The following is a 21,053-nucleotide window of genomic DNA, read 5'->3' on the forward strand; positions in this document are numbered from 1 at the left end:
TAAAAAACCAGATAGATAATTGGACGTGAAATATTAACAATGAGAAAGCGATCATTACCGTGATTTATATCTCAATGAGCATTGTTTTTTTAAATAATCATATTAATTAAATGTATCATATTAATATCATGGGATTTTTTAAAATATATATTTTATATATAAATAAAAATAAATTCGTTATAAATGTTATTTTTATGTAATTAGAAGTCACATTATTCATTAAGGTTAGTTTTAATACTAAAGTTAATAACAATACATTAAATATGATAATAATCTATGTTATTTTTAGTGTACCATAGTAAATAAAAGGATGTGAAACTTGTTAAATAATTATAAAATAAAAATAGAGATTAAGATTGAGATATTTTTATTTCTATAATTCATTACTTACAACATTTTATTTAAAAAACATTATCCACATTAAAAAACAAGAAAAATAGAGGTAAATAATAATCATATTAAAATAGTGACTAAAGTGTTTATTCTTTTAACCACTATTTTATTTAATCGTTATTTAGCTATAAACCGCATTAATTGCTGGCGTAATTGTTTATTTTCCTGTTTTAGCTGCTCCATTTCATCTAATAAAGCAAGCGCAATGGCAATGCCATGCCAATCTAAGGCAAGCTCTTTATGAAGCTTTAATGCTCGGTGTGTCACCACAATCGCATTATCATCAAAAAGCCATTCTTGAGTTTCAATCTCTAATGGTTCAATCATGCCAAGCGCAACACATTCTTTAAGCTCATCATTTGATATCCCAGTATGATGACAAAATTCAGTGACAGTAAATACCGTTGTTGTTAATTGAGCCATTATTTATTCCCCCAGTTTTCACGTGGATTATAATCGGCCTGACTATCTGCAATCTGTTGCCATAATGCACGTGCTTTCTCATCAGATTGAGGTGGCATAACAATTTTGATAATGGCATATAAATCACCACTGACTTTTTGGCTGGCTAATCCTTTGCCTTTAATACGCAATCTTTGCCCTGTTTGGCTTCCTGCTGGAATGGTTAATAAAATTTTGTCTTTAATTGTAGGTATCGGAATTTTTGCACCTAATGCGGCTTCCCATGGAGCAATCGGAACGACTATTTCTAGATCATGGCCTTTTACATCAAATAAAGGATGAGGTGCTATACGAATAGTTAACCATAAATCACCATTTTCACCACCATTTTCGCCTATTGTCCCTTGTCCTTTTAGACGGATGCGTTGACCATCAATAACACCCGCAGGAACTTTAACATTTAATGTTTTAGGAATTTCTTTTTCCACGATCCCAAAAACATTATAAACAGGTAAACGGTAACTAATTGTGCGTTTATGTTCTTCTTGTGATTCTTCCAGAAAGACGGCTAATTCTATTTCTAAATCATGTCCGCGTTGTTTGAGTGGTTGCTGGGTTCGACGTCCTTCAAACGGAGAATGTTGACCAAAAAATGAAGTGTAAATATCATCAAAATCTTCTTGGCTAAAGCTTTCTTGATTTGTATTTGAATGTTGTTGTGTAAATTGCTTAAATTTTGGATCGTTGCGGTGAGCCCAAAGTTCATCATATTCAGCTCTACGTTGCTCATCACCTAATATCTCCCACGCTTGAGCAATTTCTTTAAAACGCTCTTCTGCATTAGGTTCTTTACTTACATCTGGATGGTATTTTTTTGCTAAACGTCGATAAGCTGTTTTAATCGTTTTAGTATCATCGGTGGGCTTCACCCCCATTATGGTATAGTAATCCTTTAATTCCATAGTGATATCTCAATTATGTTAAATGATGAATTAAATACTACTCCCCTAGACTTGATTAATTATAGAACAAAGAAATCATATTAATAAATAATGTTCCTCTTAAAAAATTTCAATTCAAGTAAAAAATAAATATAAAAAAATAGTTTAATCATTAAATTTAATTTAAGCCATACAAAACAATTAATTAGAGTAATGTTGGGTGAAATTATTGTTTTTTATCCTTAAATTGCATTTGAAATACCTCATTATAAGGGGTAAATTTTACTCCACAGCTCAATCATTTACTGTGTTACTAACTTCAGTTTTTCAACTAAAGTTAATGAACAGAAATATCAAATTCTTCACTATTTTAGGGAGGTAAAGTGGAACGTATTATTATCCCAACTCACTATATTCATGTTCGAGCAACACCGCTTTGGACTAAAGACACTGCCCCTAAATCAATTTGGGAAAGACATCTAGATAAAGGAACTCGCCAAGGGGTTTACCCTAAACTATCGGTTATGCAAGGAACGATTGTGTATTACGCATATGCAGATGAATTCAGTCAAAAACCAACTGAAACACTTGTAATCAATGCAGGTGAATTTGGTGTATTTCCACCAGAAACATGGCACAAAATAGAAGCTAAGACTGAAGATACTGTTTTTAACGTCGATTTTTATGTCGATCCTAAAATACTTGCTGAAGACTAAAAGGACGGATGATGGATAATGAAAATAAAGGCTACTTGTTAGAGCTAATTAATACTGATACTCAAGAAAAATCTCAAAAAAATTTTCTTAACCCTAAAATTTTATATATTCCTGAGGTTGCTACAAAAGAGATTTTACTCTTAATCGATGAACTAAAAAATAAAATTAATATCGATTCACAAGCCATTTCTTTAGTACTAACAAATAAAAATAACGGTGTTTCTGTCGATAAGGAAAGCGCATTAACCGATCTCTTGAATCCCGAGTACTCAAGCTTAATAGTAAAAGATCTCATCAATATAGTACGTGGTTATGATATGGATGAAGAAACAAATGTTTGTGGTTGGTGATCACCATTATTAAAGTAATAATAAATCAAATTCATCTTTGTTATTAATAATAAAGGTGAATTTGATTTTTTTAACACTTAACGAGAAAATTGCAGATCATTTTTTAGAAGTTTATCAATCATCCAATATCCTGCTTTTCCGGGTGGATTATTTCTCGACCAAACTAAATCAATATCTATTTTTTTCGGAAATTGGTCATAATTTAAGCTAACCAATAAATTATGACCAAATTGCTCAACAAGCCAGGTAGGTAAAATCGCCCATCCCATTTCTTGTTCCGCCATTTCTAATAGTAATAAATAATTAGGTGCTAACCAATTTTTTTCACTATTAATAACGAATTGAGCACGGCTGCTCAGCCTTAATTGACGATGCATTGTTAAATGTTGATAACCAATCTGTTTTTCTTTAGCAAGAGGGTGTCTTTTATGTGCATATAATCCTAACTCACCGCTCACTGGTAGACGAGAAAAAGCAATATCCGCTGGATATTCTATTCGTGATTCCATCATACCAATATGTGCCTGCTTATTTTGCAGCATATTAATGACATCATCATTTTCAGCAACGAGAAATTCAAATTCGATATGAGGAAATTCTTTATCTAGAATTTTTAAGAGTTGTTCAGAATAAGGCGGTTGGTACATATCAGAAAAAACACAACTTAATCGAGGTTCCATCTCTGGTGATAATTCTATTCTTAATGCCTGTAATCGTTCATCAGCCACTAAAATATCCTCAACTAAACTTAATACTTTTTGACCAGCAAAAGTCAGTATTGATTCTCTTCCTTTACGTTCGAATAATTCGAAGCCCATATCATCTTCAAATCCTGTGATAGTGCTACTAACTGTAGATTGGCTTTTATTTAATTTTCGGGCAGCGGCAGAAAATGATTTTAGTGAAGCTGCTTCTACAAATGTACGCAAAGTTTCTATGGAATAGTTCATATGGTATCGACTTTTTCGATGGCACCTATTTTGTATATATACAAAATATCACCAATAATTGCATCTGTTTTTTGCTAAATAATTACTTTGAGGTGGGATATGAGCCAATATCAGAAAACATTTACTGAGCGCGTTTTTCATGCTGTTTCATTTGAAGTCATTGCTATTGCAATGACAGCGCCGCTGAGTGCATGGCTTTTGGGACGCTCAATTTTTCAGATGGGAACTGTCGCTATTGTTTTATCAACATTAGCCATGCTGCTAAATCTATTTTATAACATGATTTTTGACCGTTATTGGCCGTTATCAAAAGGTTTAAGACCAGCCAAAATACGGATCATTCATGCGATTGGTTTTGAATTTAGTTTTGTGATTATTGGTTTACCTATATTGGCATTCTTATTAAGCATGTCATTATGGAATGCATTTTTATTAGAAATTGGCTTCTTTATTTTCTTCCTTTTCTATACTTATGCATTTAACCTAACTTACGATAGATTGCGTGAAAGTTGGTTTGATCGTAAAGAAAAAAGCATTATTGCACGCAATTAATAACGATGTACTTAAGCACTTAATAAGCTATTATTAAGTGCTTTTTTATTATCACTATTAATAAAAATAAATTAATCTCACTAAACTTTTCTACTCATCATCAAATAAATGAGTCAGTGTTTTTCTATACTGTGTTTTTGCCGTTAATATTTTAATACCACCAGCAGGCTGTAGTTGTTCTTTATCTCGTGTTATTTTTCTCATTTCATCAACGCGTAATTCATCATTAAGGAGATGTTCTAAGGTGCTCATACTGACAATTCTGTATATTGTTTGATAAACTCCTTGGGTTGTTCCTAATTTATCAAAATAATAGTAGCTATTTTCTTTTTTCCACACTTCACCATAACGATGATAAGTCACATCTCCCAGCTTTTTCCACTCACCTACTGTATTTTCGTCTAGGAGATAAAGGTGCGTACTACGAGAAATTAATCCTGGTGATTTATTTCCTCCCCAACTTTCTGATGTTTGTAAAAAATAGATTTTACTATTATAAGAAAAAACTAGTGGTGCTATCTCTTTCCAATAGCCTTTTAAGAACGGATTATCCCCAGCTCTACGGATTTTCTTTTGTTGTGTGTCATAAAAATAAACACCTTGATTAGATAAAAATAAGCCATGATAAACATGCCCACCATAATGACTTATTACTTTATAAGGTGCATTGTCTAAGGGAAAATCGATATTATTCATCGATATTTGCCCTGTGTTAGGCTCAAATAAATAAGCATTTTGATATAAATTACCAATATAGAAACTATATAAATCTGGGCTATTCTTTATACCTAACTTGTGCTGCTTATAATAAACATTAATTTTATCATGATGATAAAGATGACTTTTTCTTAAAGATCCATCGTTATACAATATATTAATTGATTTTAACTGTTCAACGGATGCATTAGGCATCAAATTTCCTTCATAAAACACTTGCTCTCCATTACTAATTAAATCAGCCTCAAGTATAGGTTGATAAGGTGTTTTTGATAAAGGAAGCGTTCTCATTGGATAGTAAAACGTCTGAGGTTTTTCGCCAAATGACCAACCGTATAACCATGTTTGATATAATTCTTTAAGGCTAGATAATTCGATATTTTGTAACGTAAAAGGCGCACAATAAAGGGTGTTTTTACCGTCTGAAAAATAGCTATGTCCTAATGCTTTTACTTTATTAGGATCAAGATCAGGAATAATACGGTTACCGCAATAACCATTATTCTTATCTATCGCAAATTGACGTTCTCGGTAATTAAACTTTTTTGATAACATTCTGAAGCTACTAGGATCAGCAAATGCAATGACATACTCTCCATTGCTAGGCACAGTTGCATAAATTTTGTCGTTATAGAGCGTAAAAATACTGTTTCCAATTTTTTTACCATTATCAATATCACTTCCTGATACTTTATAGAAAGAGAGTATTAAGCCTGACAAAAATACAATCGATATTAGAATAATACCAATACTAATCATGACAATAAATTTAGATATCTTCATAAAATGATATAAAATCTCTTAAGATTCAGATAATAACGATAAATTTTAATATTGTATTTATGCTAACATGACTTAATAAGCCTCAACAGAAAATTAAATTTATAACACTATGATAATATTCTGATAAATAATCATTTTTAGATTAAAAACATAACGTTTAACAAAAAAGGAATTTAAGTATGATATTTTTTATTAGCTATATGCTTTTTGCTATATTTCTAATTGCAACATTAGCATATTGGAGTTTTTCTGCATTATTTCCTAAAGCTCCACCAACCACGCTGTCATGCCTTTTGATAAGAGTACTTATTGGTGTATTACTCATTATCGTGGATATTAGTCTTATTTTGGTTTTTTTAAGCCAAGTACTGTGATTTAAATTATGTTTAACATATGGAGGGATATTTTAAGAATAATAAATTATAAATATTCCTTTTTCTCTTAAATATCCCATTATTTGAAATAAAAAATAGACAGATAACCATCAATGATTTTATTTCTATCCTAAACTACCTATCACCTATCACCTATCACCTATCACCTATCACCTATCACCTATCACCTATCACCTATCACCTATCACCTATCACCTATCACCACATATTTTTCTTAAAATTTATATAAACGGACAGATTATTGTCCAATTACGAGCAAAAAACGTGATTATATAAGCAGAATAAACTTAATTAAACACTATCATCTTAACAAATGTAATAAATTTTTAACAAGTGAGGATGATATGAAAAAAAAGAGTAGCATTGCATTTATTAGAAAAAAATTAATTAAAGATAATTCCATCTATGTAAAAGAACTCAGTGTTCTGCTTCATGTATCAGAAAGAACGGTGAGGAGATATATAGATGAATTACAGCTTTTAGGGATAGCCACTAAATTTCATGGTGGCGTAAAATTACAAAAAATTGAGCTTGAACCCATCATAACCCAAACTATTGATGAAACTAAAGTTATTCATATTAATAGTCAAAAACAAAAAAGGGACAGAAAGGATGTCGATAAATGTGCATTATATATCTTGGGATCATTTAATTTAGATGTTGTCACGGAAGTGGAACGATTTCCCTTTGTAGGGGAGACAATCAAAGCAATATCCACAAATTTTTTCCCCGGCGGTAAAGGAGCAAACCAAGCTGCAGCGGCATCAGAGCTAAATGATAATGTGCATTTTTTCGTTAAAGTAGGCGATGATTCATTTGGTGCAACTGCAGAGAAATATTTTAGTACGACAAAAATAGGCTCATACACATTAATTAAAGATCCCAATGCAAAAACGGGAAATGCCCTTGTTATGGTTGAGAATTCCTCTGGAAACAATAGCATTGTTATTGATCTAGGTGCTAATGCAACGATTACTAAAGCAGAAATTCTTTCCGATATTAATCACCTGCAATCGGCAAAAATTTTTCTTACCCAATTAGAAAATAATATAGAAGCGACAAAATTTGCCATTGAAATAGCAAAAAAGTCGGGGTGTTACATCATTCTGAATCCAGCCCCCTACTCTGATCAAATTATTTCACATTTACCCTCTGTTGATTTATTAGTTCCCAATGGAACAGAAGCAGAATTGATATCAAATATTAAAATCGATAGCGTTATTTCGGCACAAGAAGCCATAAAAGCAATATACAACTTAGGGGTTAAAGAAATAGTAATGACGCTTGGTGACAGTGGTGCACTTTATTTCAATGGCACCACAATGAAATATTATAAAGCAATGAGTGCTTCTGTTGTTGATACAAGTGGCGCTGGTGATGCCTTCACAGGCTCCTTGGCTGCAAATTTGATTGAAGGCAAGAATATAGATGAAGCCATCAAATTTTCTATCGCTTATGCATCATTAGCGGTTGAGAAGAAAGGTGCATCATCAATGCCATCTCGTACAAGTGTTGCTGCCAGACTCAAAAAAGAGTGTATGTAAGGGAAGTGTATAAATAACCCACCCCGTTCATAAGTTATATAATCGAGGTTGTTATGAAGTATTTAATTTTTGTCATTAGCCTTCTCTTAATATTTACAGTGGCATCTTCTATCAGTTTTAAAGCTCGTGAAATAAGAAAAAAATTTATTCCAATTGTAGTTCTTTTATTAATAGAGGCTATTGTTGCTTTTATACTTTTGCATACATCTGTCGGAACAACAATTCTTAATACAACGACTATTGGCATAGAATATTTAGTGCATCATGCAAATAAAGGTATTGATTTTGTATTTGGGGATATCAGCACTAAAACACCTATTGTGTTTGTTGTTGTTGCTCTAATGCCATTGGTATTTATTTGTTCAATTATTGGAATATTAAAATATTTTGGTATTCTTCGATTGATTATTCTGACCATCGGATACCTTATTAATAAAATTGCCAAAGTAGGTAAACTTGAATCTTTCTCTGCAGTTAGTGCTGTCGTCGTTGGCATGATGGCGGTATATGTATCAATTAAAGAGTACATTCCAAATTTAACAAAACCACAAATGTATACAATAGCTGCGTGCTCATTGTCTACTGTCGATATTGCAATACTTGGCGCATACACTCAAATGTTATCTCCTCAGTTTGTCTTTATCGGTGTGTGCCTAAACTTTTTCAGTACTTTCGTTATTGTTTCTATTATTAATCCTAATGATCCCATTGAGATATCAAGTAATTTCTCTGGTCCGAAAAATGAACACCACAGCTTTTTTGAAGTATTAACAGAACATATGTTAGATGGCTTTAAGTTAATTCTAGCTATAGTTCCTATGCTGCTCGGCTTTATCGCTTTAATTAGTATGTTGAATGATATTTTCTTACACATCATAGGTATAAGTTTCCAAGGGCTTCTTGGATATCTTTTTTCTCCTCTCGCTTTTGTACTTGGTGTTCCTTGGCAAGACAGCATTCAATTTGGACAAATTATTGCTACAAAGATTTTAACTAATGAATTTGTTGCCATGATTGATTATATCAAATTAGAGGATCTGAGCCCAAGAACTGAGGCCATTATGTCAGTCTTTCTTATCTCATTCGCAAATTTTGGTTCTGTAGGAATGATTATCGCCTGCGTCGCCAGTATCAGTAAAGAGCATGGAAAAATGATAGCAGCAAATAGCTTTCGATTGATCGTTGGTTCAACGTTAGTCAGTTGTTTATCTGCAACTATGGTCGGTGTTTTTGTTAGTTAATGTTTATTTTTCAAGCACTCTATTTCTATTCATACCATTACTATTCAATGCATTACGGTAATTATTAACGGAGAGGTTATATGACTAAAATTATTATAGATTGTGATCCGGGCGTAGATGATGCTATTGCAATTTTACTCGCATTGGCATCACCTGAAATTAAAGTTATGGGGATTACAACTGTCGCAGGAAATGTTGAACTTGATAAAGTCCATGAGAATGCCCGCAACATTCTTTCATTTGTGTCACGCCCCGACATCCCTTTAGCCAGAGGATGTGAACGACCTTTGATTGCGCGTCGAGGAAATAAAACACAAGTACACGGTAATAACGGCCTTGCGGGTGTAACGTTACCGAAATCCAATTACACTTATCCTGATATACATGCTGTGGATTTCATTATTGATACTGTGATGTCTAATCCTAAAGAAATTACCCTTTGCCCGACAGCCCCACTTACCAATATCGCCATGGCAATGCTAAAAGAACCCAGGCTTAAGGATAATGTGAAAGATATCGTTTTAATGGGAGGAGCTGCATTTCGTAATGGGAATATAACACCAGCAGCCGAATTTAATTTTTATGTCGATCCACACGCGGCACATATCGTCTTCGACACTGCGGAACACATTACTATGCTGGGACTAGATGTCACCCATAAGGCTGATATTCGAGCAGGGTTATGTCAATCGTTAGACCAAGGTAACATCATTGCTAGAACAGCAGCAAAAATGTCTCGTGGATATGCCGCATTTGATCCTTTTTTACATGATCCTTGTGTAATAGGTTATTTAATCCGCCCAGATATTTTCACCGGTATAAATGGCCATATTGATATTGAGTACGAATCACGCAAACTCTTTGGTTTAAGTTTTGCAACAGTCCATGATGATTCAATACCACCTAAAAATAATAGTAGTTTAAATGAATGTCGTATGAATACGATGATAATCACCGACGTTCAATCGGAGAAATTAATGTCACTGATATCTGAACGAATTTTATCTTTGTAAACTAAATCAAATAGAAAGAAATACAGAGAAGTGTAGCTTCTCTGTATCAAACTTTATGATATTATTTTTTATACTTTTTTATTTGAAAATTAATATTATTCTTCCTAACAATAATTGATTAATATCTTGCCAAGAACAAAACAAGAAATATCCTAATAATAATCATGTACTCTATTTAAAAATAAATAAGTCTATTATGATGATCAACATCGTAGCAAGAGGATGTTGGTATTTATATAACAAACATATATAACAATAAATTAGGATAAAGGAACATGACTAGTTATAAAAAATTAATGGCTTTAATCGTTATATTATTTACCTTCATAATCGGGAGCGCATATGCAGAACAACGCCCTGATGTGGCAGATAATGTTATTGCCTATAAAGGCCAACAAGGGGTGATTGTTTGGACTCTGCGTATTGGTGATCGTAATGCGAATGAAGCATTAGTGCAGATCGAAAGTATTGACCATGACTGGAATTTAAAAATTCAGAAGATGCAGGTCGAAAAAACAAGTAAAGATACCCGATACTCAATAAATATCAATGGCAATAAATTTGTTGCTCTAATTATTGAGAATAAATGCTGTGGTAATCTGTACATACCTGAAGAATCTCAACCTATATCAGTAAATTACTCTGAAGGAATATCCCATGAAGGAAATGCACAAGCATTTCTCACGGATTACCTTCAAGTTAAAAAGAATGAAAAATAATATTAATACCAATTTGGCCACAGTGTTGCATATAAAGAACGATCAAATATGCAAATCATTATGGTAACGCCTCATGTATTTTTTTGTTGGCGTCAATTCAACCAGATAATTGTTGTGTTACATTATCCTTTTTCTTATTACTGACTATTATTAATTTTCTTAACTATTAGTTTTATATTGGGGGGATTAAATATTAAGGGGGATATAACATCTTCCATTTATACCCCAAAAAATGGAGCTTTCAAGAGACATCAGGAGACAATGATTTTGTTGGAATGCTTGATTTACTTGGAATTTGGGAGACTTCAGGAGACGCTAGGAGATGATGAGATGGCGGAGGAGGAGAGATTCGAACTCTCGGATGGTTTCCCATCGGCGGTTTTCAAGACCGCTGCCTTCAGCCGCTCGGCCACCCCTCCGCAATGGGGAGCAATATAAACACCTAGGCTTATATTGTAAAGGCCTTATTGTACTGTTTGCCGTAAAATTAAACGCATTACAAGTCAATGGCTTAATTTATCAACGATTTATGGGTTCTACTTGGGTATCTTCCTTATTTTTGCTAAATTAGCACTATTATTTTTGATTGGTCATAATGCGCATGTTTGTATTTAACGGAAAAGAAATCGAGACAGATAGTCACGGTTACCTAAAAAATAGCAATGAATGGAACGAAGATATGGTTCCTACATTAGCTGAAATAGAAGAAATTGAACTGACGGAGCAACACTGGGAAATTATCCGCTTTGTTCGCCAATTTTATTTAGAATTTAATACCTCCCCTGCTATTCGTATGCTGGTAAAAGCCCTTGCACAAAAATATGGCGAAGAGAAAGGCAATAGTCGTTACCTTTATCGTCTATTTCCTAAAGGCCCTGCGAAGCAGGCTACAAAACTGGCTGGTTTACCAAAACCCGTTAAATGTATTTAAAAAATTAGCTTTTAATAAAAGCTAATTAAAAAATCATTAAAAACTATATTACTCATAATGGCGGATTGAAAAATCTGCCATTGGTTCATATTCACAGTTTATCGCAGACCAAAATGTAATTTTGGCACTTCTGGGCCCCCCCATTTCTAGCCAACTTTCAAATTCTTTTAATGCATCTTCTTTCGCAAATGCTCTTACTCCCACACTGCCGTCATCACGATTCCAAACATAACCTGTTATTGGTTTTCTTTTCATCCATTGATAAGTAAAAAAACGAAAACCAACACCTTGTACACGCCCTTGAATAATATATTCTCGACCTATTCTCATTTGATCTCCTGGTAGTGTTTTTACAATAAAAATTCTGTTCAGGTTATTGTCTTTTCTTTATACAATAGATAATCTGATTTTGTGAGGGTCTTTATTCATAATGAAAGCAAAGGATTATATTTTTTTTAAATCCTTGAAATTTCACTTTATGCCCTCATATATATAACCAATATGCAAGGCTATTTGGAGGTGATACTATGATGACCACCAGCAAATTTGGGATAGGACAGCAAGTTAGACATAAATTACTCGGCTATTTAGGCGTTGTTGTCGATGTGGATGCTGAATATTCCCTTGATCAACCTAATGAGGATGATATTGCATCTAATGTGACCTTGCGAGCAGCACCTTGGTACCATGTTGTAATGGAAGATGATGAAGGGCAACCTGTTCATTCTTATCTTGCTGAAGCGCAGATAACTTATGAAGTTTCAGATGAGCATCTAGATAATGACTCATTGGATGAATTATCATTATCTATTCGAAGTCAATTACAGGCACCACGATTAAGAAATTAATTTAATAATCTCGCTAGAATGCTATCTGAATCTCAAACAATAATCGCCGAATTTATTTTCGGCGATTTTATTTAGGTGCATTACCAAGGAAGACCATGAGCCTCTATTTCTTTTTTAGGACAACGATCCATAACCACTCTTAATCCTGCTTTCTCTGCTAATTCTTTAGCTTCCTCATTGATTACACCAATCTGTAACCATAATACCTTAGCTTTAATTCCAATGGCTTCTTTTGCAATTTCTAATGCAACAGAAGACTGGCGAAAAACATCAACCATATCGATTGCAACAGGAATATCTTGTAATGAGGTATAGCATTGTTGACCCAACAACGTTTGCCCAGACATGCTTGGATTCACAGGGATAACATCATAACCTTGTTCTAATAGGAATTTCATGACCTTATAGCTTGGGCGATCTTCTTTATTGCTTGCGCCGACAAGAGCGATTGTTTTAACACTTCTTAAAATGTCATAAATGTCTGAGTCCACCATTTACCTACTCCGTTCATCATGAAGATTGAAAATATTATGATACATCATAGTATCTTGATCCGTTCATAGCTTATAAGATAAAAAAAAGGTATTTTGACAACTGGAACAATAACTGTATTTATTTTTAAAGGTATCAAATGGAACAAATTGACCGCACGCTCTTAAAAGAAAAAAATATCGCGCTTGTTGCCCATGATCACTGTAAAAGCTCATTACTGGAATGGGTTGAAAATAATCGTGAACAACTGTCCCTACACAAGTTATTTGCAACCGGAACCACCGGTAATTTAATTAATCACCACACAGGCCTTTCTGTTACTCAAATGCTAAGTGGCCCAATGGGGGGTGATCAACAAATAGGTGCCATGATTGCTGAAAAGAAAATTGATATTATGATTTTCTTTTGGGACCCGTTAAATGCAGTTCCACACGATCCGGATGTAAAAGCGCTTCTGCGCTTAGCGACAGTGTGGAATATTCCAGTTGCAACCAATCGTGCAACTGCAAACTTCTTAATTTCATCACCTCTGTTCTCACAAGAATCTATAATTAAAATTCCTGATTACGAAGGTTACTTAAAAGAAAGACTAAAATAATCCTAAGGTTTTCGCTGTATAGGAACACCTTGAGATTTTAGCTCTGACACAAAACAGGATGGCTGTTGTTTATTAAACAGCAGCCATACTTGTTTTTTCGCTCTTGTTAATGCGACATACATCAAACGTCTTTCTTCTGCATTAGGATAATCTTCAACTTTTGGTAATAGTGCTAACTCAATAATTGATTCTCTTGCTGGGGCAGGAAAGGCATCTGTTCCCTCTTGCAGGCCTAAAATGATCACATAATCTGCTTGTTGCCCTTTCGATGCATGAAATGTCATAAACTCTAAATTTAAATTAGGCCAACGTGTCTTTGCTTTTTTTAATAATTCTGGTTTCAAGTAATGATAACGGGCTAATAAAAGAATCGTTTCATCTTCACCGACATAGCCACTCATCTTATTTAATAAGCTTTCGAGCTGATCATCAGCTAGCAACACAACTGCCTTTTTATTACCTTTGACTAAGCTATTTAAAGGTTTAGATAATTGCGATGGGTTTTGTTGAATAAACGTATTTGCCACATTCCCTATTGTGTCATTAAAACGATAGGTCGTATCTAATGCGCATTCTGCACCGTCACCAAAGATATGATGAAAAGACGTCGTTAATAATAACTCGGCACCACTAAAACGATAAATAGCCTGCCAATCATCACCTACAGCAAATAAAGATGTTTGTTTATTTTGTTGTTTTAATGCCGTTAATAATGAGGATCTAAGAGGAGAAATATCTTGGAATTCATCAACAAGAATATGCTTCCATGGGCTTATAAAACGTCCTTTTTCAATAAGACTGATAGCTTGATGTAGTAAGCCCGAAAAATCGATCGCCTCTTCTTCTTTTAATGCCGATTTCCAAGCTTTTAATAATGGTGCTAATAATTTTAAATATTTTTTAAATATTTCAGTATATTCAGATTGTACACTTTCAATCAGTAATTTTTGGCTACCGCCCTGCATTCTTAATAAGCCAATCCAACGTTCTAATCTTACCGCAATTTGATTTTCTAATTTTTTATCATGCCAAAACTCACCTTCTGGAATATCCCATTCAAATTCTTGAGATAACCACTCTCGCCATCCTTTTGCTTGTGCTTTTTTCTGCTGGCACTGATTTCGCCATTCACCTAATAATAATGCCCTTCTTTTTTCACTGTTTATTTCAAGCTCACTAATTTTAGGTTGTTTTTTGGTCGCTTGTTGAATAATCGATAATGCTAGAGCGTGAAACGTTTTTGCCATAATATCAACATTTAAACGTGATGAAAGCCGTTCATTCATTTCTTGCGCGGCTTTACGACCAAAAGCCAGTAATAAAATTTGATCAGGTTGAGCTAAATGACGGCGCAGTAACCAGCCAACCCTTGCCACTAATACTGATGTTTTACCACTTCCCGCACCGGCTAAAACTAAAATATTTTCTTCACCATTAATAACTGCGCGACATTGTGATTCATTTAGTGGAGATGATTCAATGGTATTAAAAAATTCCGTATGCGCATTTAGCATTTGTGTTATCCATGCAGAATTTTCTTTATTAATAAGCTGATCACCCTGTTTTAGCCATTCTAAACATTGGTGATAAAGTGCTTGGCAATGATCAAATTGAGTGAGACGTTCAAGTGGAAGAGGCAGTGCAGAAAAACTCTCTTTAATGGATTGTTGAATTTCACTCAAATGGGATTGCTTTATCCATTTATTTGATTGTGTGATTTCAGCGATATTCTGGAGTTGTTTCTCAAGAACTTGAGCGCTTATTTCGCTCATTTCTTTACTCCAATTTTGCCATGTTTGGTAAAGGTAACGATAAAATTGCTGAGTTTCTTCCCAATCTGTTCCATGTAATCGAACAACTTTATCTTCAGGAAGTAAAAATTCTAATTCACCCCATACAATTCCCTTTTTACAGAAAATATTAATCAACTCGTTAAAAGGAATTAAATATTGATGTTTTTCACCGCTGACTTCAATGCCTGCATTTAACAATTTGACGCTATTATAAGGATGTTGTGCTAAACGTTGTCCCATTGGGGTGGATTTCAGTTCCATACTGTAATTCCTACAATAAATAACAAATAGTCTGTTGTTAGGCTCTTTTTAATCGGTGATAAACCCTATATTCTAAGAGGTAATTATCTTCATTTTGTTTATTTAAGGGCTTTTTGTGTTTACTTTGCTAAATGGCGCCCGCCGATTTATCTATAATAGCCACTTTCTCTATTATATTCGCATAATAATCGCACTTACGGGAACGACTTTGTTTCCTTGGGTTTTAGGGCAAGAGCCGAAATATACCATACCACTCACTTTAGGTGTGGTTGCGGCGGCACTAACTGACTTAGATGACAGGCTTGTTGGTCGCTTAAAAAACCTTGTCATTACTTTATGCTGCTTTCTACTTGCTTCGGCATCAATAGGATTGCTTTATCCATACCCAATTTTATTCTTTTTGGGTTTAGCAATTTCTACTTGGGGATTTATTTTACTCGGGGCTTTAGGGCAACGTTATGCCACAATTGCTTTTGGTGCTTTACTAATCGCTATTTATACCATGCTAGGAATGCCTATTTTTCCAGAATGGTATGAACAACCTGTTTTACTGTTATTAGGGGCAATTTGGTATAACGTACTCACTTTAATTGGTCATTTATTATTCCCCATCCGACCTGTTCAAGATAATTTAACCCGATGCTACCAACAGCTTGCGACATACCTTGAAGCTAAAGCCACTTTATTTGATCCAGATATTGAAGACGATTATCAACATTCGCTTTATAGTTTAGCAATGGCAAATAGCCAGCTCATTGATACTATGAATCAAACTAAAGTCGCATTATTAAGCCGCTTAAAAGGTGATAGAGGCCAGCGCAGTAGCCGCTTTACACTTCACTATTATTTTGTGGCTCAAGATATTCATGAAAGAGCCAGTTCATCCCATGTTCAGTATCAGCTACTAAGTAATGAATTACGCCATAGTGATGTGCTTTTTCGTTTTCAACGTTTACTGTCTATGCAAGCAAGAGCTTGTGAACAAGTAGCCCAATCCATTCTTTGGCATAAAAAATATCAACATAACCCCGCACTTGAACGCTCTATTAATTATTTAGAAAATGCATTAAGTCATTTAAAAAATACGACATCAGAACCACAATTAATGACGCCTTTAAATAATTTATTACAAAATCTTCAAGGCATTGATGCGCTTTTACGAAGCATTAGTACAGAGCAGTACCAAATATCACATGATCAAAAAGAAGAAACTCAACTTTCTGATGATGGTTTAACAGGGTGGCGAGATATTGCATTAAGAATAAAAGAACATCTCACGCCTAAATCGGCTCTTTTTAGGCATGCCGTTAGAATGTCATTAGTGCTCTGTATTGGTTATGCCGTTATTCAATTTTTCCAATTAGACAGAGGCTATTGGATATTATTAACCAGCTTGTTTGTTTGCCAACCAAACTACAATGCCACTCGCCGGCGTTTAACATTACGTGTCAGTGGTACCATTATTGGCATTTTAATCGGTTTTCCTATCTTATATTTTGTTCCTTCAATTGAAGGGCAGTTAGTTTTGATTGTGATAACAGGTACCCTTTTCTTCGCATTTAGAACGATACAATATGCACATGCCACACTCTTTATTACCTTATTAGTCTTGTTGAGCTTCAATTTACTGGGCGAGGGTTATGATGTTGCCCTTCCTCGTATTATTGATACCTTAATTGGTTGTGCAATTGCCTGGTTTGCTGTCAGCTTTATTTGGCCCGATTGGAAATTCCGCCAACTGCCTTTAGTTATTCAAAAAACAATGACCAATAACTGTTATTACCTTGATGCTATCCTCATTCAATATTATCAAGGGAAAGATAATAGCTTGGGTTATCGAGTTGCTCGGCGTAATGCTCATAGCAGTGATGGCGAATTAGCATCACTAATTTCAAATATGTCATCAGAACCTAAAAGTTATCAAGCCTCTCAAGAAGCAGCTTTTCAATTACTCTGTTTGAATCATACCCTGCTCAGCTATATTTCCGCATTGGGTGTTCACCGTTCTAAAATAGAAAATGAAAACGTACTTGCTCTGCTTAATGATACTGTCTGTTATATTGATTCTGCTTTACGGCGTAAAACACCGCAAGATAAGGCTTTTAAACAATCTCATGTAGAATTGATTGAAAGGATCAATACATTTCCTAACGCAGATGATGGTCGTATTCAATTAATACTAACTCAAATTCGATTATTGTTAGATTTACTACCACAAATCATTAACTGTATCCAAATTATTGAGCAAGGTGAACTTAATAGCCTATCTCAACCACCAGTTTAATGATTAATTGATGCTATTTTCTCTAATCCCTATAAGGACATTAGAGAAAATAGCAATCCTTTATTTTTCTGACTAAAAAGACAATTCGTTATACCAATCTAATAGCTCAGTTTTAAGCTGATTTGGTAATACTGAACGATGACATCCCACTATTGCACCAGCCAATGACAATAAGAGTTCACTATTTTTTAAATGATGGCTATGTATTAGCTTTAAATAACACGCTTTCGCACCTATCAAGCGAAGTTCTTCAACTTTATTAATACCTATTTGATTCAGTTTCTTCTCTAATATAACGCCAAGGTTAGGTAAGTCCTTTATGCGGCAAGGCCTTTTTCGTTGACCTAAATACTCTTGAATACTGTAGTGATATGACAGATCAATATATTGATCCAATTTTTGCTGATTCTCCCATAAAGTATCTGTTATTTGATAATAACGTAATGTGATAGGGCTCCCTTTCTTTAGGTAGACATAGGCTTCCATTTTTGTTGCCTTATAGAGCGTCTCTAAAAAACCACTTCCTTTCAGATAAAGTTCGTTATCTGTTGTGATAGCAAACATAACGTCATCAATCATTAAACTAACACCACCAAATTGAGACTTCGTTGTTAACTCTCCATATTTCGCAATACGCGATAATAAATGAGCGTTCCTTTGCTCAGGTAAAAATGACATTAAAACTCCAATAACACTATTGATATTAATTTTTTATCTTTGAATTCAAAAACATGCAAGTAGATATTACAAGGGGACAATAAAGACTTTCCTTTTTATTGCCAATAGTTAACCGTTAGAAAAGGGGAATTTACATAAAATTTGAGAGGAACTTTCAAAAAATTGATCTTGATTTAAGCGAAATTTAGGGATACTGTATATTCATACAGTATATATTAGAACGAGGTAACCATGAAAATCTCAACATCATCTCCGACAAGACAAAATACTATTCTCCAAGAGATCTCGAACGAGGTATTGCCTCTATCTATCCCTTTAATAAAGACTATCTCTGAGAATGATAATAAACAAGGTATGGTGAGTGAACTTCTCTATCAAAACCCACTCGTCATTAATCATATTTTGTTGCCATTACTGAAACAGTATAGTCATGAATCACGTTGGTTACTGTGGCTTAATCCACAACAAAAACTAAATCGCTCTTGGCTAAAAAAAGCAGGTTTGCCACTTAATAAAATAATTCAATTAAATCATATCAATATGATAACTACGGTCGATTTAATGGAAAAAGCATTAATGAGTGGTAATTACAGTGTTGTTTTAGGTTGGCTACCCGAAATATCACCAGAAGAGATGAAAAAATTAGAACAGGCTGCCAGCAAAGGTAAAACTCTCGGCTTTATTATGCGACAGCAAATCAACGCAAATATCCATTTAGAAAGTACTAATACACCTAAACGACATTTAAATTCCGTAAAAATTCATTCAATTCACTACCATTAGTGAAATTTAAGAGTTTTCCTAATACTCAAAACACCCTTATATCATTTAAGATAAGTTAAAAGTATTTATAACCTAAATCATAGAGTTACAATAAATTTAACAAAAATACAGAATCTTCCCCATTGTGGAATAAGGCAGATCTTTTTAAAATTTTAAGTCGAATTTTAAAGGATTACTTGTAACTTTTTAAGTTCATTGTAGACTTTATGTCGTTAAGGTTATGCTTTAAATCCCATTTTTTGGGATCATCATTTGATGAAAGCATTGGATTCCTAACAATAATTTAACCAAGGGCAAATAATAAGGCTTAAAGCCAAATGCCTAACTTGGATGATAACGAGGCGTAAAAATGAAAAAGACAGCTATCGCATTAGCAGTGGCAGTGGCAGCTTTCGCAACTGCAGCGCAAGCAGCTCCAAAAGACAATACCTGGTATACCGGTGGTAAATTAGGTTGGTCTCAATACCAAGGTACAAGTAATCATTTCGGTGATACTTCTATCGGTAACGGTAACACTCACCGTGATCAGTTAGGTGCAGGTGCATTTGCTGGTTATCAGTACAACCAATACTTAGGTTTTGAACTGGGTTATGATTGGTTAGGTCGTATGACTTACAAAGGTTCATATGATAACGGCGCATTCCGTGCACAAGGTGTCCAATTAACCACTAAATTAAGCTATCCAGTAATGGAAGACTTAGACGTTTATACACGTTTAGGTGGTATGGTATGGCGTGCAGATTCATCTGCAACTAAAAACGCAACTTCAGCATCTCCAGCTCAAGAACGTTTTTCTAATAACGATACTGGTGTTTCTCCAGTGTTTGCATTAGGTACTGAATATGCGATTACTCCAAACATCGCTACCCGTGTTGAATATCAATGGATCAACAACATCGGTGATAAAGGTACTCTGAATGCACGTCCAGACAACGGCATGCTGAGTGTTGGTGTTGCTTACCGTTTCAACCAAGAAACGCCAGCACCAGTTGTAGCGCCAGCACCAGTTGTCGCGCCAGCACCAGTTGTTGAGAACAAAACCTTTACTCTGCGTTCAGACGTTTTGTTTAACTTCAACAAATCAACTCTGAAAGCTGAAGGTCAAGATGCTCTGAATGGTCTGTATTCTGAACTGGCTAACATCGACCCAACTCAAGGTCGTGTCGTTGTTATCGGTTACACTGACCGTATCGGTTCACAAAACTATAACCTGCCTCTGTCAGAAAAACGTGCTCAATCTGTAGTTGATTACCTGGTTTCTAAAGGTATCCCTGCAAACAGCATCTCTGCAGAAGGTCGTGGTAAAGAAAATCCAGTTACTGGCAACACCTGTGACAACGTTAAAGCTCGTTCAGCTCTGATCGATTGCTTAGCGCCAGACCGTCGTGTTGAAATCGAAATCCAAGGTACAACTGAAGTTGTTGTTCAACCTGGTAAATAATTCAGATAGTAGATTAATCTACTGTTGATGAATTCAAAACCCTGCCAATGGCAGGGTTTTTCTTTATGGGTATAGGTATATGAAATAAAGAGATATAAACCAAGATACAAGAGAATTGTTGTATAACGGTAGGTAAGATTTAATCCCCTACGCCCTGACGAACAGGGAGATAACGCGTACTGAGTAAAGTAGGTATGAAATATTACAATAAAAATTGAGGATAAAAAT

The 21,053-nt window shown here is 34.5% G+C and carries 21 protein-coding genes and 1 tRNA gene; 13 read left to right on the plus strand and 9 right to left on the minus strand.

Annotation, left to right across the window (positions count from 1 at the left end; all coding sequences use genetic code 11):
* Positions 1-510: 510 nt before the first annotated feature.
* Entirely contained in the window at positions 511-816 is a 306-nt protein-coding gene (cbpM, locus tag INT39_RS03830; protein WP_193014250.1) for a chaperone modulator CbpM, read from the minus strand.
* On the minus strand, positions 816-1,757 hold the full coding sequence (cbpA, locus tag INT39_RS03835) for a curved DNA-binding protein (RefSeq protein ID WP_193014249.1): 942 nt from the start codon (positions 1,755-1,757) through the stop codon (positions 816-818). The genes cbpM and cbpA overlap by 1 nt, the downstream gene beginning before the upstream one ends.
* A gap of 362 nt (positions 1,758-2,119) precedes the next feature.
* Here cbpA and INT39_RS03840 point away from each other — a divergent pair, with 362 nt between their 5' ends.
* Positions 2,120-2,452, plus strand: coding sequence for a DUF1971 domain-containing protein (locus INT39_RS03840; RefSeq protein ID WP_193014248.1), 333 nt, complete (start codon positions 2,120-2,122; stop codon positions 2,450-2,452).
* Between the two features lie 11 nt (positions 2,453-2,463).
* On the plus strand, positions 2,464-2,802 hold the full coding sequence (locus INT39_RS03845; RefSeq protein ID WP_193014247.1) for a DUF1869 domain-containing protein: 339 nt from the start codon (positions 2,464-2,466) through the stop codon (positions 2,800-2,802).
* 77 nt (positions 2,803-2,879) lie between these two features.
* On the opposite strand, the gene INT39_RS03850 is transcribed toward INT39_RS03845, so the two are convergent.
* Entirely contained in the window at positions 2,880-3,752 is an 873-nt protein-coding gene (locus tag INT39_RS03850) for a LysR family transcriptional regulator (protein WP_193014246.1), read from the minus strand.
* Positions 3,753-3,851: 99 nt separating this feature from the next.
* On the opposite strand from INT39_RS03850, the gene INT39_RS03855 reads away from it, so the two are divergent.
* Positions 3,852-4,304, plus strand: a complete 453-nt coding sequence (locus tag INT39_RS03855; protein ID WP_193014245.1) for a multidrug/biocide efflux PACE transporter — start codon at positions 3,852-3,854, stop codon at positions 4,302-4,304.
* Between the two features lie 90 nt (positions 4,305-4,394).
* Here INT39_RS03855 and INT39_RS03860 read toward each other — a convergent pair whose 3' ends face one another.
* Entirely contained in the window at positions 4,395-5,804 is a 1,410-nt protein-coding gene (locus tag INT39_RS03860; protein WP_193014244.1) for a DKNYY domain-containing protein, read from the minus strand.
* Between the two features lie 739 nt (positions 5,805-6,543).
* Here INT39_RS03860 and INT39_RS03865 point away from each other — a divergent pair.
* From INT39_RS03865 to INT39_RS03880, 4 genes are all read left to right on the plus strand, one after another.
* Positions 6,544-7,743 carry a ribokinase gene (locus INT39_RS03865; protein WP_193014242.1) on the plus strand — a complete coding sequence of 400 codons (1,200 nt, stop codon included), beginning with the start codon at positions 6,544-6,546 and terminating at the stop codon, positions 7,741-7,743.
* 53 nt (positions 7,744-7,796) lie between these two features.
* On the plus strand, positions 7,797-8,984 hold the full coding sequence (locus INT39_RS03870) for a NupC/NupG family nucleoside CNT transporter (RefSeq protein WP_193014241.1): 1,188 nt from the start codon (positions 7,797-7,799) through the stop codon (positions 8,982-8,984).
* Positions 8,985-9,064: 80 nt separating this feature from the next.
* Positions 9,065-9,997: a nucleoside hydrolase gene (locus tag INT39_RS03875; protein ID WP_193014240.1), complete on the plus strand. Its 933-nt coding sequence runs from the start codon at positions 9,065-9,067 to the stop codon at positions 9,995-9,997.
* 275 nt (positions 9,998-10,272) lie between these two features.
* Positions 10,273-10,716: a hypothetical protein gene (locus INT39_RS03880; RefSeq protein ID WP_193014239.1), complete on the plus strand. Its 444-nt coding sequence runs from the start codon at positions 10,273-10,275 to the stop codon at positions 10,714-10,716.
* A gap of 331 nt (positions 10,717-11,047) precedes the next feature.
* Here INT39_RS03880 and INT39_RS03885 read toward each other — a convergent pair.
* A tRNA-Ser gene (locus INT39_RS03885) sits at positions 11,048-11,135 on the minus strand.
* 182 nt (positions 11,136-11,317) lie between these two features.
* Between INT39_RS03885 and tusE the strand changes: the two genes are divergently transcribed.
* The gene (gene tusE, locus INT39_RS03890; RefSeq protein ID WP_193014238.1) at positions 11,318-11,647 is read left to right on the plus strand and encodes a sulfurtransferase TusE; all 330 of its coding nucleotides are present in this window, start codon (positions 11,318-11,320) and stop codon (positions 11,645-11,647) included.
* Positions 11,648-11,695: 48 nt separating this feature from the next.
* Here tusE and INT39_RS03895 read toward each other — a convergent pair whose 3' ends face one another.
* The gene (locus tag INT39_RS03895; RefSeq protein ID WP_193014237.1) at positions 11,696-11,977 is read right to left on the minus strand and encodes an acylphosphatase; all 282 of its coding nucleotides are present in this window, start codon (positions 11,975-11,977) and stop codon (positions 11,696-11,698) included.
* A gap of 197 nt (positions 11,978-12,174) precedes the next feature.
* Here INT39_RS03895 and hspQ point away from each other — a divergent pair, with 197 nt between their 5' ends.
* The gene (gene hspQ / locus INT39_RS03900) at positions 12,175-12,495 is read left to right on the plus strand and encodes a heat shock protein HspQ (protein ID WP_193014236.1); all 321 of its coding nucleotides are present in this window, start codon (positions 12,175-12,177) and stop codon (positions 12,493-12,495) included.
* Between the two features lie 80 nt (positions 12,496-12,575).
* Here the strand turns inward: hspQ and INT39_RS03905 are convergent, their stop codons facing one another.
* Positions 12,576-12,989 carry a CoA-binding protein gene (locus tag INT39_RS03905; protein WP_193014235.1) on the minus strand — a complete coding sequence of 138 codons (414 nt, stop codon included), beginning with the start codon at positions 12,987-12,989 and terminating at the stop codon, positions 12,576-12,578.
* Between the two features lie 137 nt (positions 12,990-13,126).
* On the opposite strand from INT39_RS03905, the gene INT39_RS03910 reads away from it, so the two are divergent.
* Positions 13,127-13,585, plus strand: a complete 459-nt coding sequence (locus INT39_RS03910) for a methylglyoxal synthase (protein WP_193014234.1) — start codon at positions 13,127-13,129, stop codon at positions 13,583-13,585.
* A gap of 2 nt (positions 13,586-13,587) precedes the next feature.
* Here the strand turns inward: INT39_RS03910 and helD are convergent, their stop codons facing one another.
* Complete coding sequence (helD, locus tag INT39_RS03915) at positions 13,588-15,639, minus strand: DNA helicase IV (RefSeq protein ID WP_193014233.1); 2,052 nt, start codon at positions 15,637-15,639, stop codon at positions 13,588-13,590.
* A 115-nt stretch (positions 15,640-15,754) separates the two neighbouring features.
* Between helD and yccS the strand changes: the two genes are divergently transcribed.
* Positions 15,755-17,923, plus strand: coding sequence for a YccS family putative transporter (yccS, locus tag INT39_RS03920; protein ID WP_193014232.1), 2,169 nt, complete (start codon positions 15,755-15,757; stop codon positions 17,921-17,923).
* Positions 17,924-17,995: 72 nt separating this feature from the next.
* On the opposite strand, the gene INT39_RS03925 is transcribed toward yccS, so the two are convergent.
* The gene (locus INT39_RS03925) at positions 17,996-18,601 is read right to left on the minus strand and encodes a TfoX/Sxy family DNA transformation protein (RefSeq protein WP_193014231.1); all 606 of its coding nucleotides are present in this window, start codon (positions 18,599-18,601) and stop codon (positions 17,996-17,998) included.
* Positions 18,602-18,832: 231 nt separating this feature from the next.
* On the opposite strand from INT39_RS03925, the gene sulA reads away from it, so the two are divergent.
* Complete coding sequence (sulA, locus tag INT39_RS03930; RefSeq protein ID WP_193014230.1) at positions 18,833-19,384, plus strand: SOS-induced cell division inhibitor SulA; 552 nt, start codon at positions 18,833-18,835, stop codon at positions 19,382-19,384.
* A 349-nt stretch (positions 19,385-19,733) separates the two neighbouring features.
* On the plus strand, positions 19,734-20,825 hold the full coding sequence (gene ompA, locus INT39_RS03935) for a porin OmpA (RefSeq protein ID WP_193014229.1): 1,092 nt from the start codon (positions 19,734-19,736) through the stop codon (positions 20,823-20,825).
* Positions 20,826-21,053: the final 228 nt, after the last annotated feature.

The sequence above is a fragment of the Pseudomonas sp. FME51 genome, assembly GCF_014897305.1.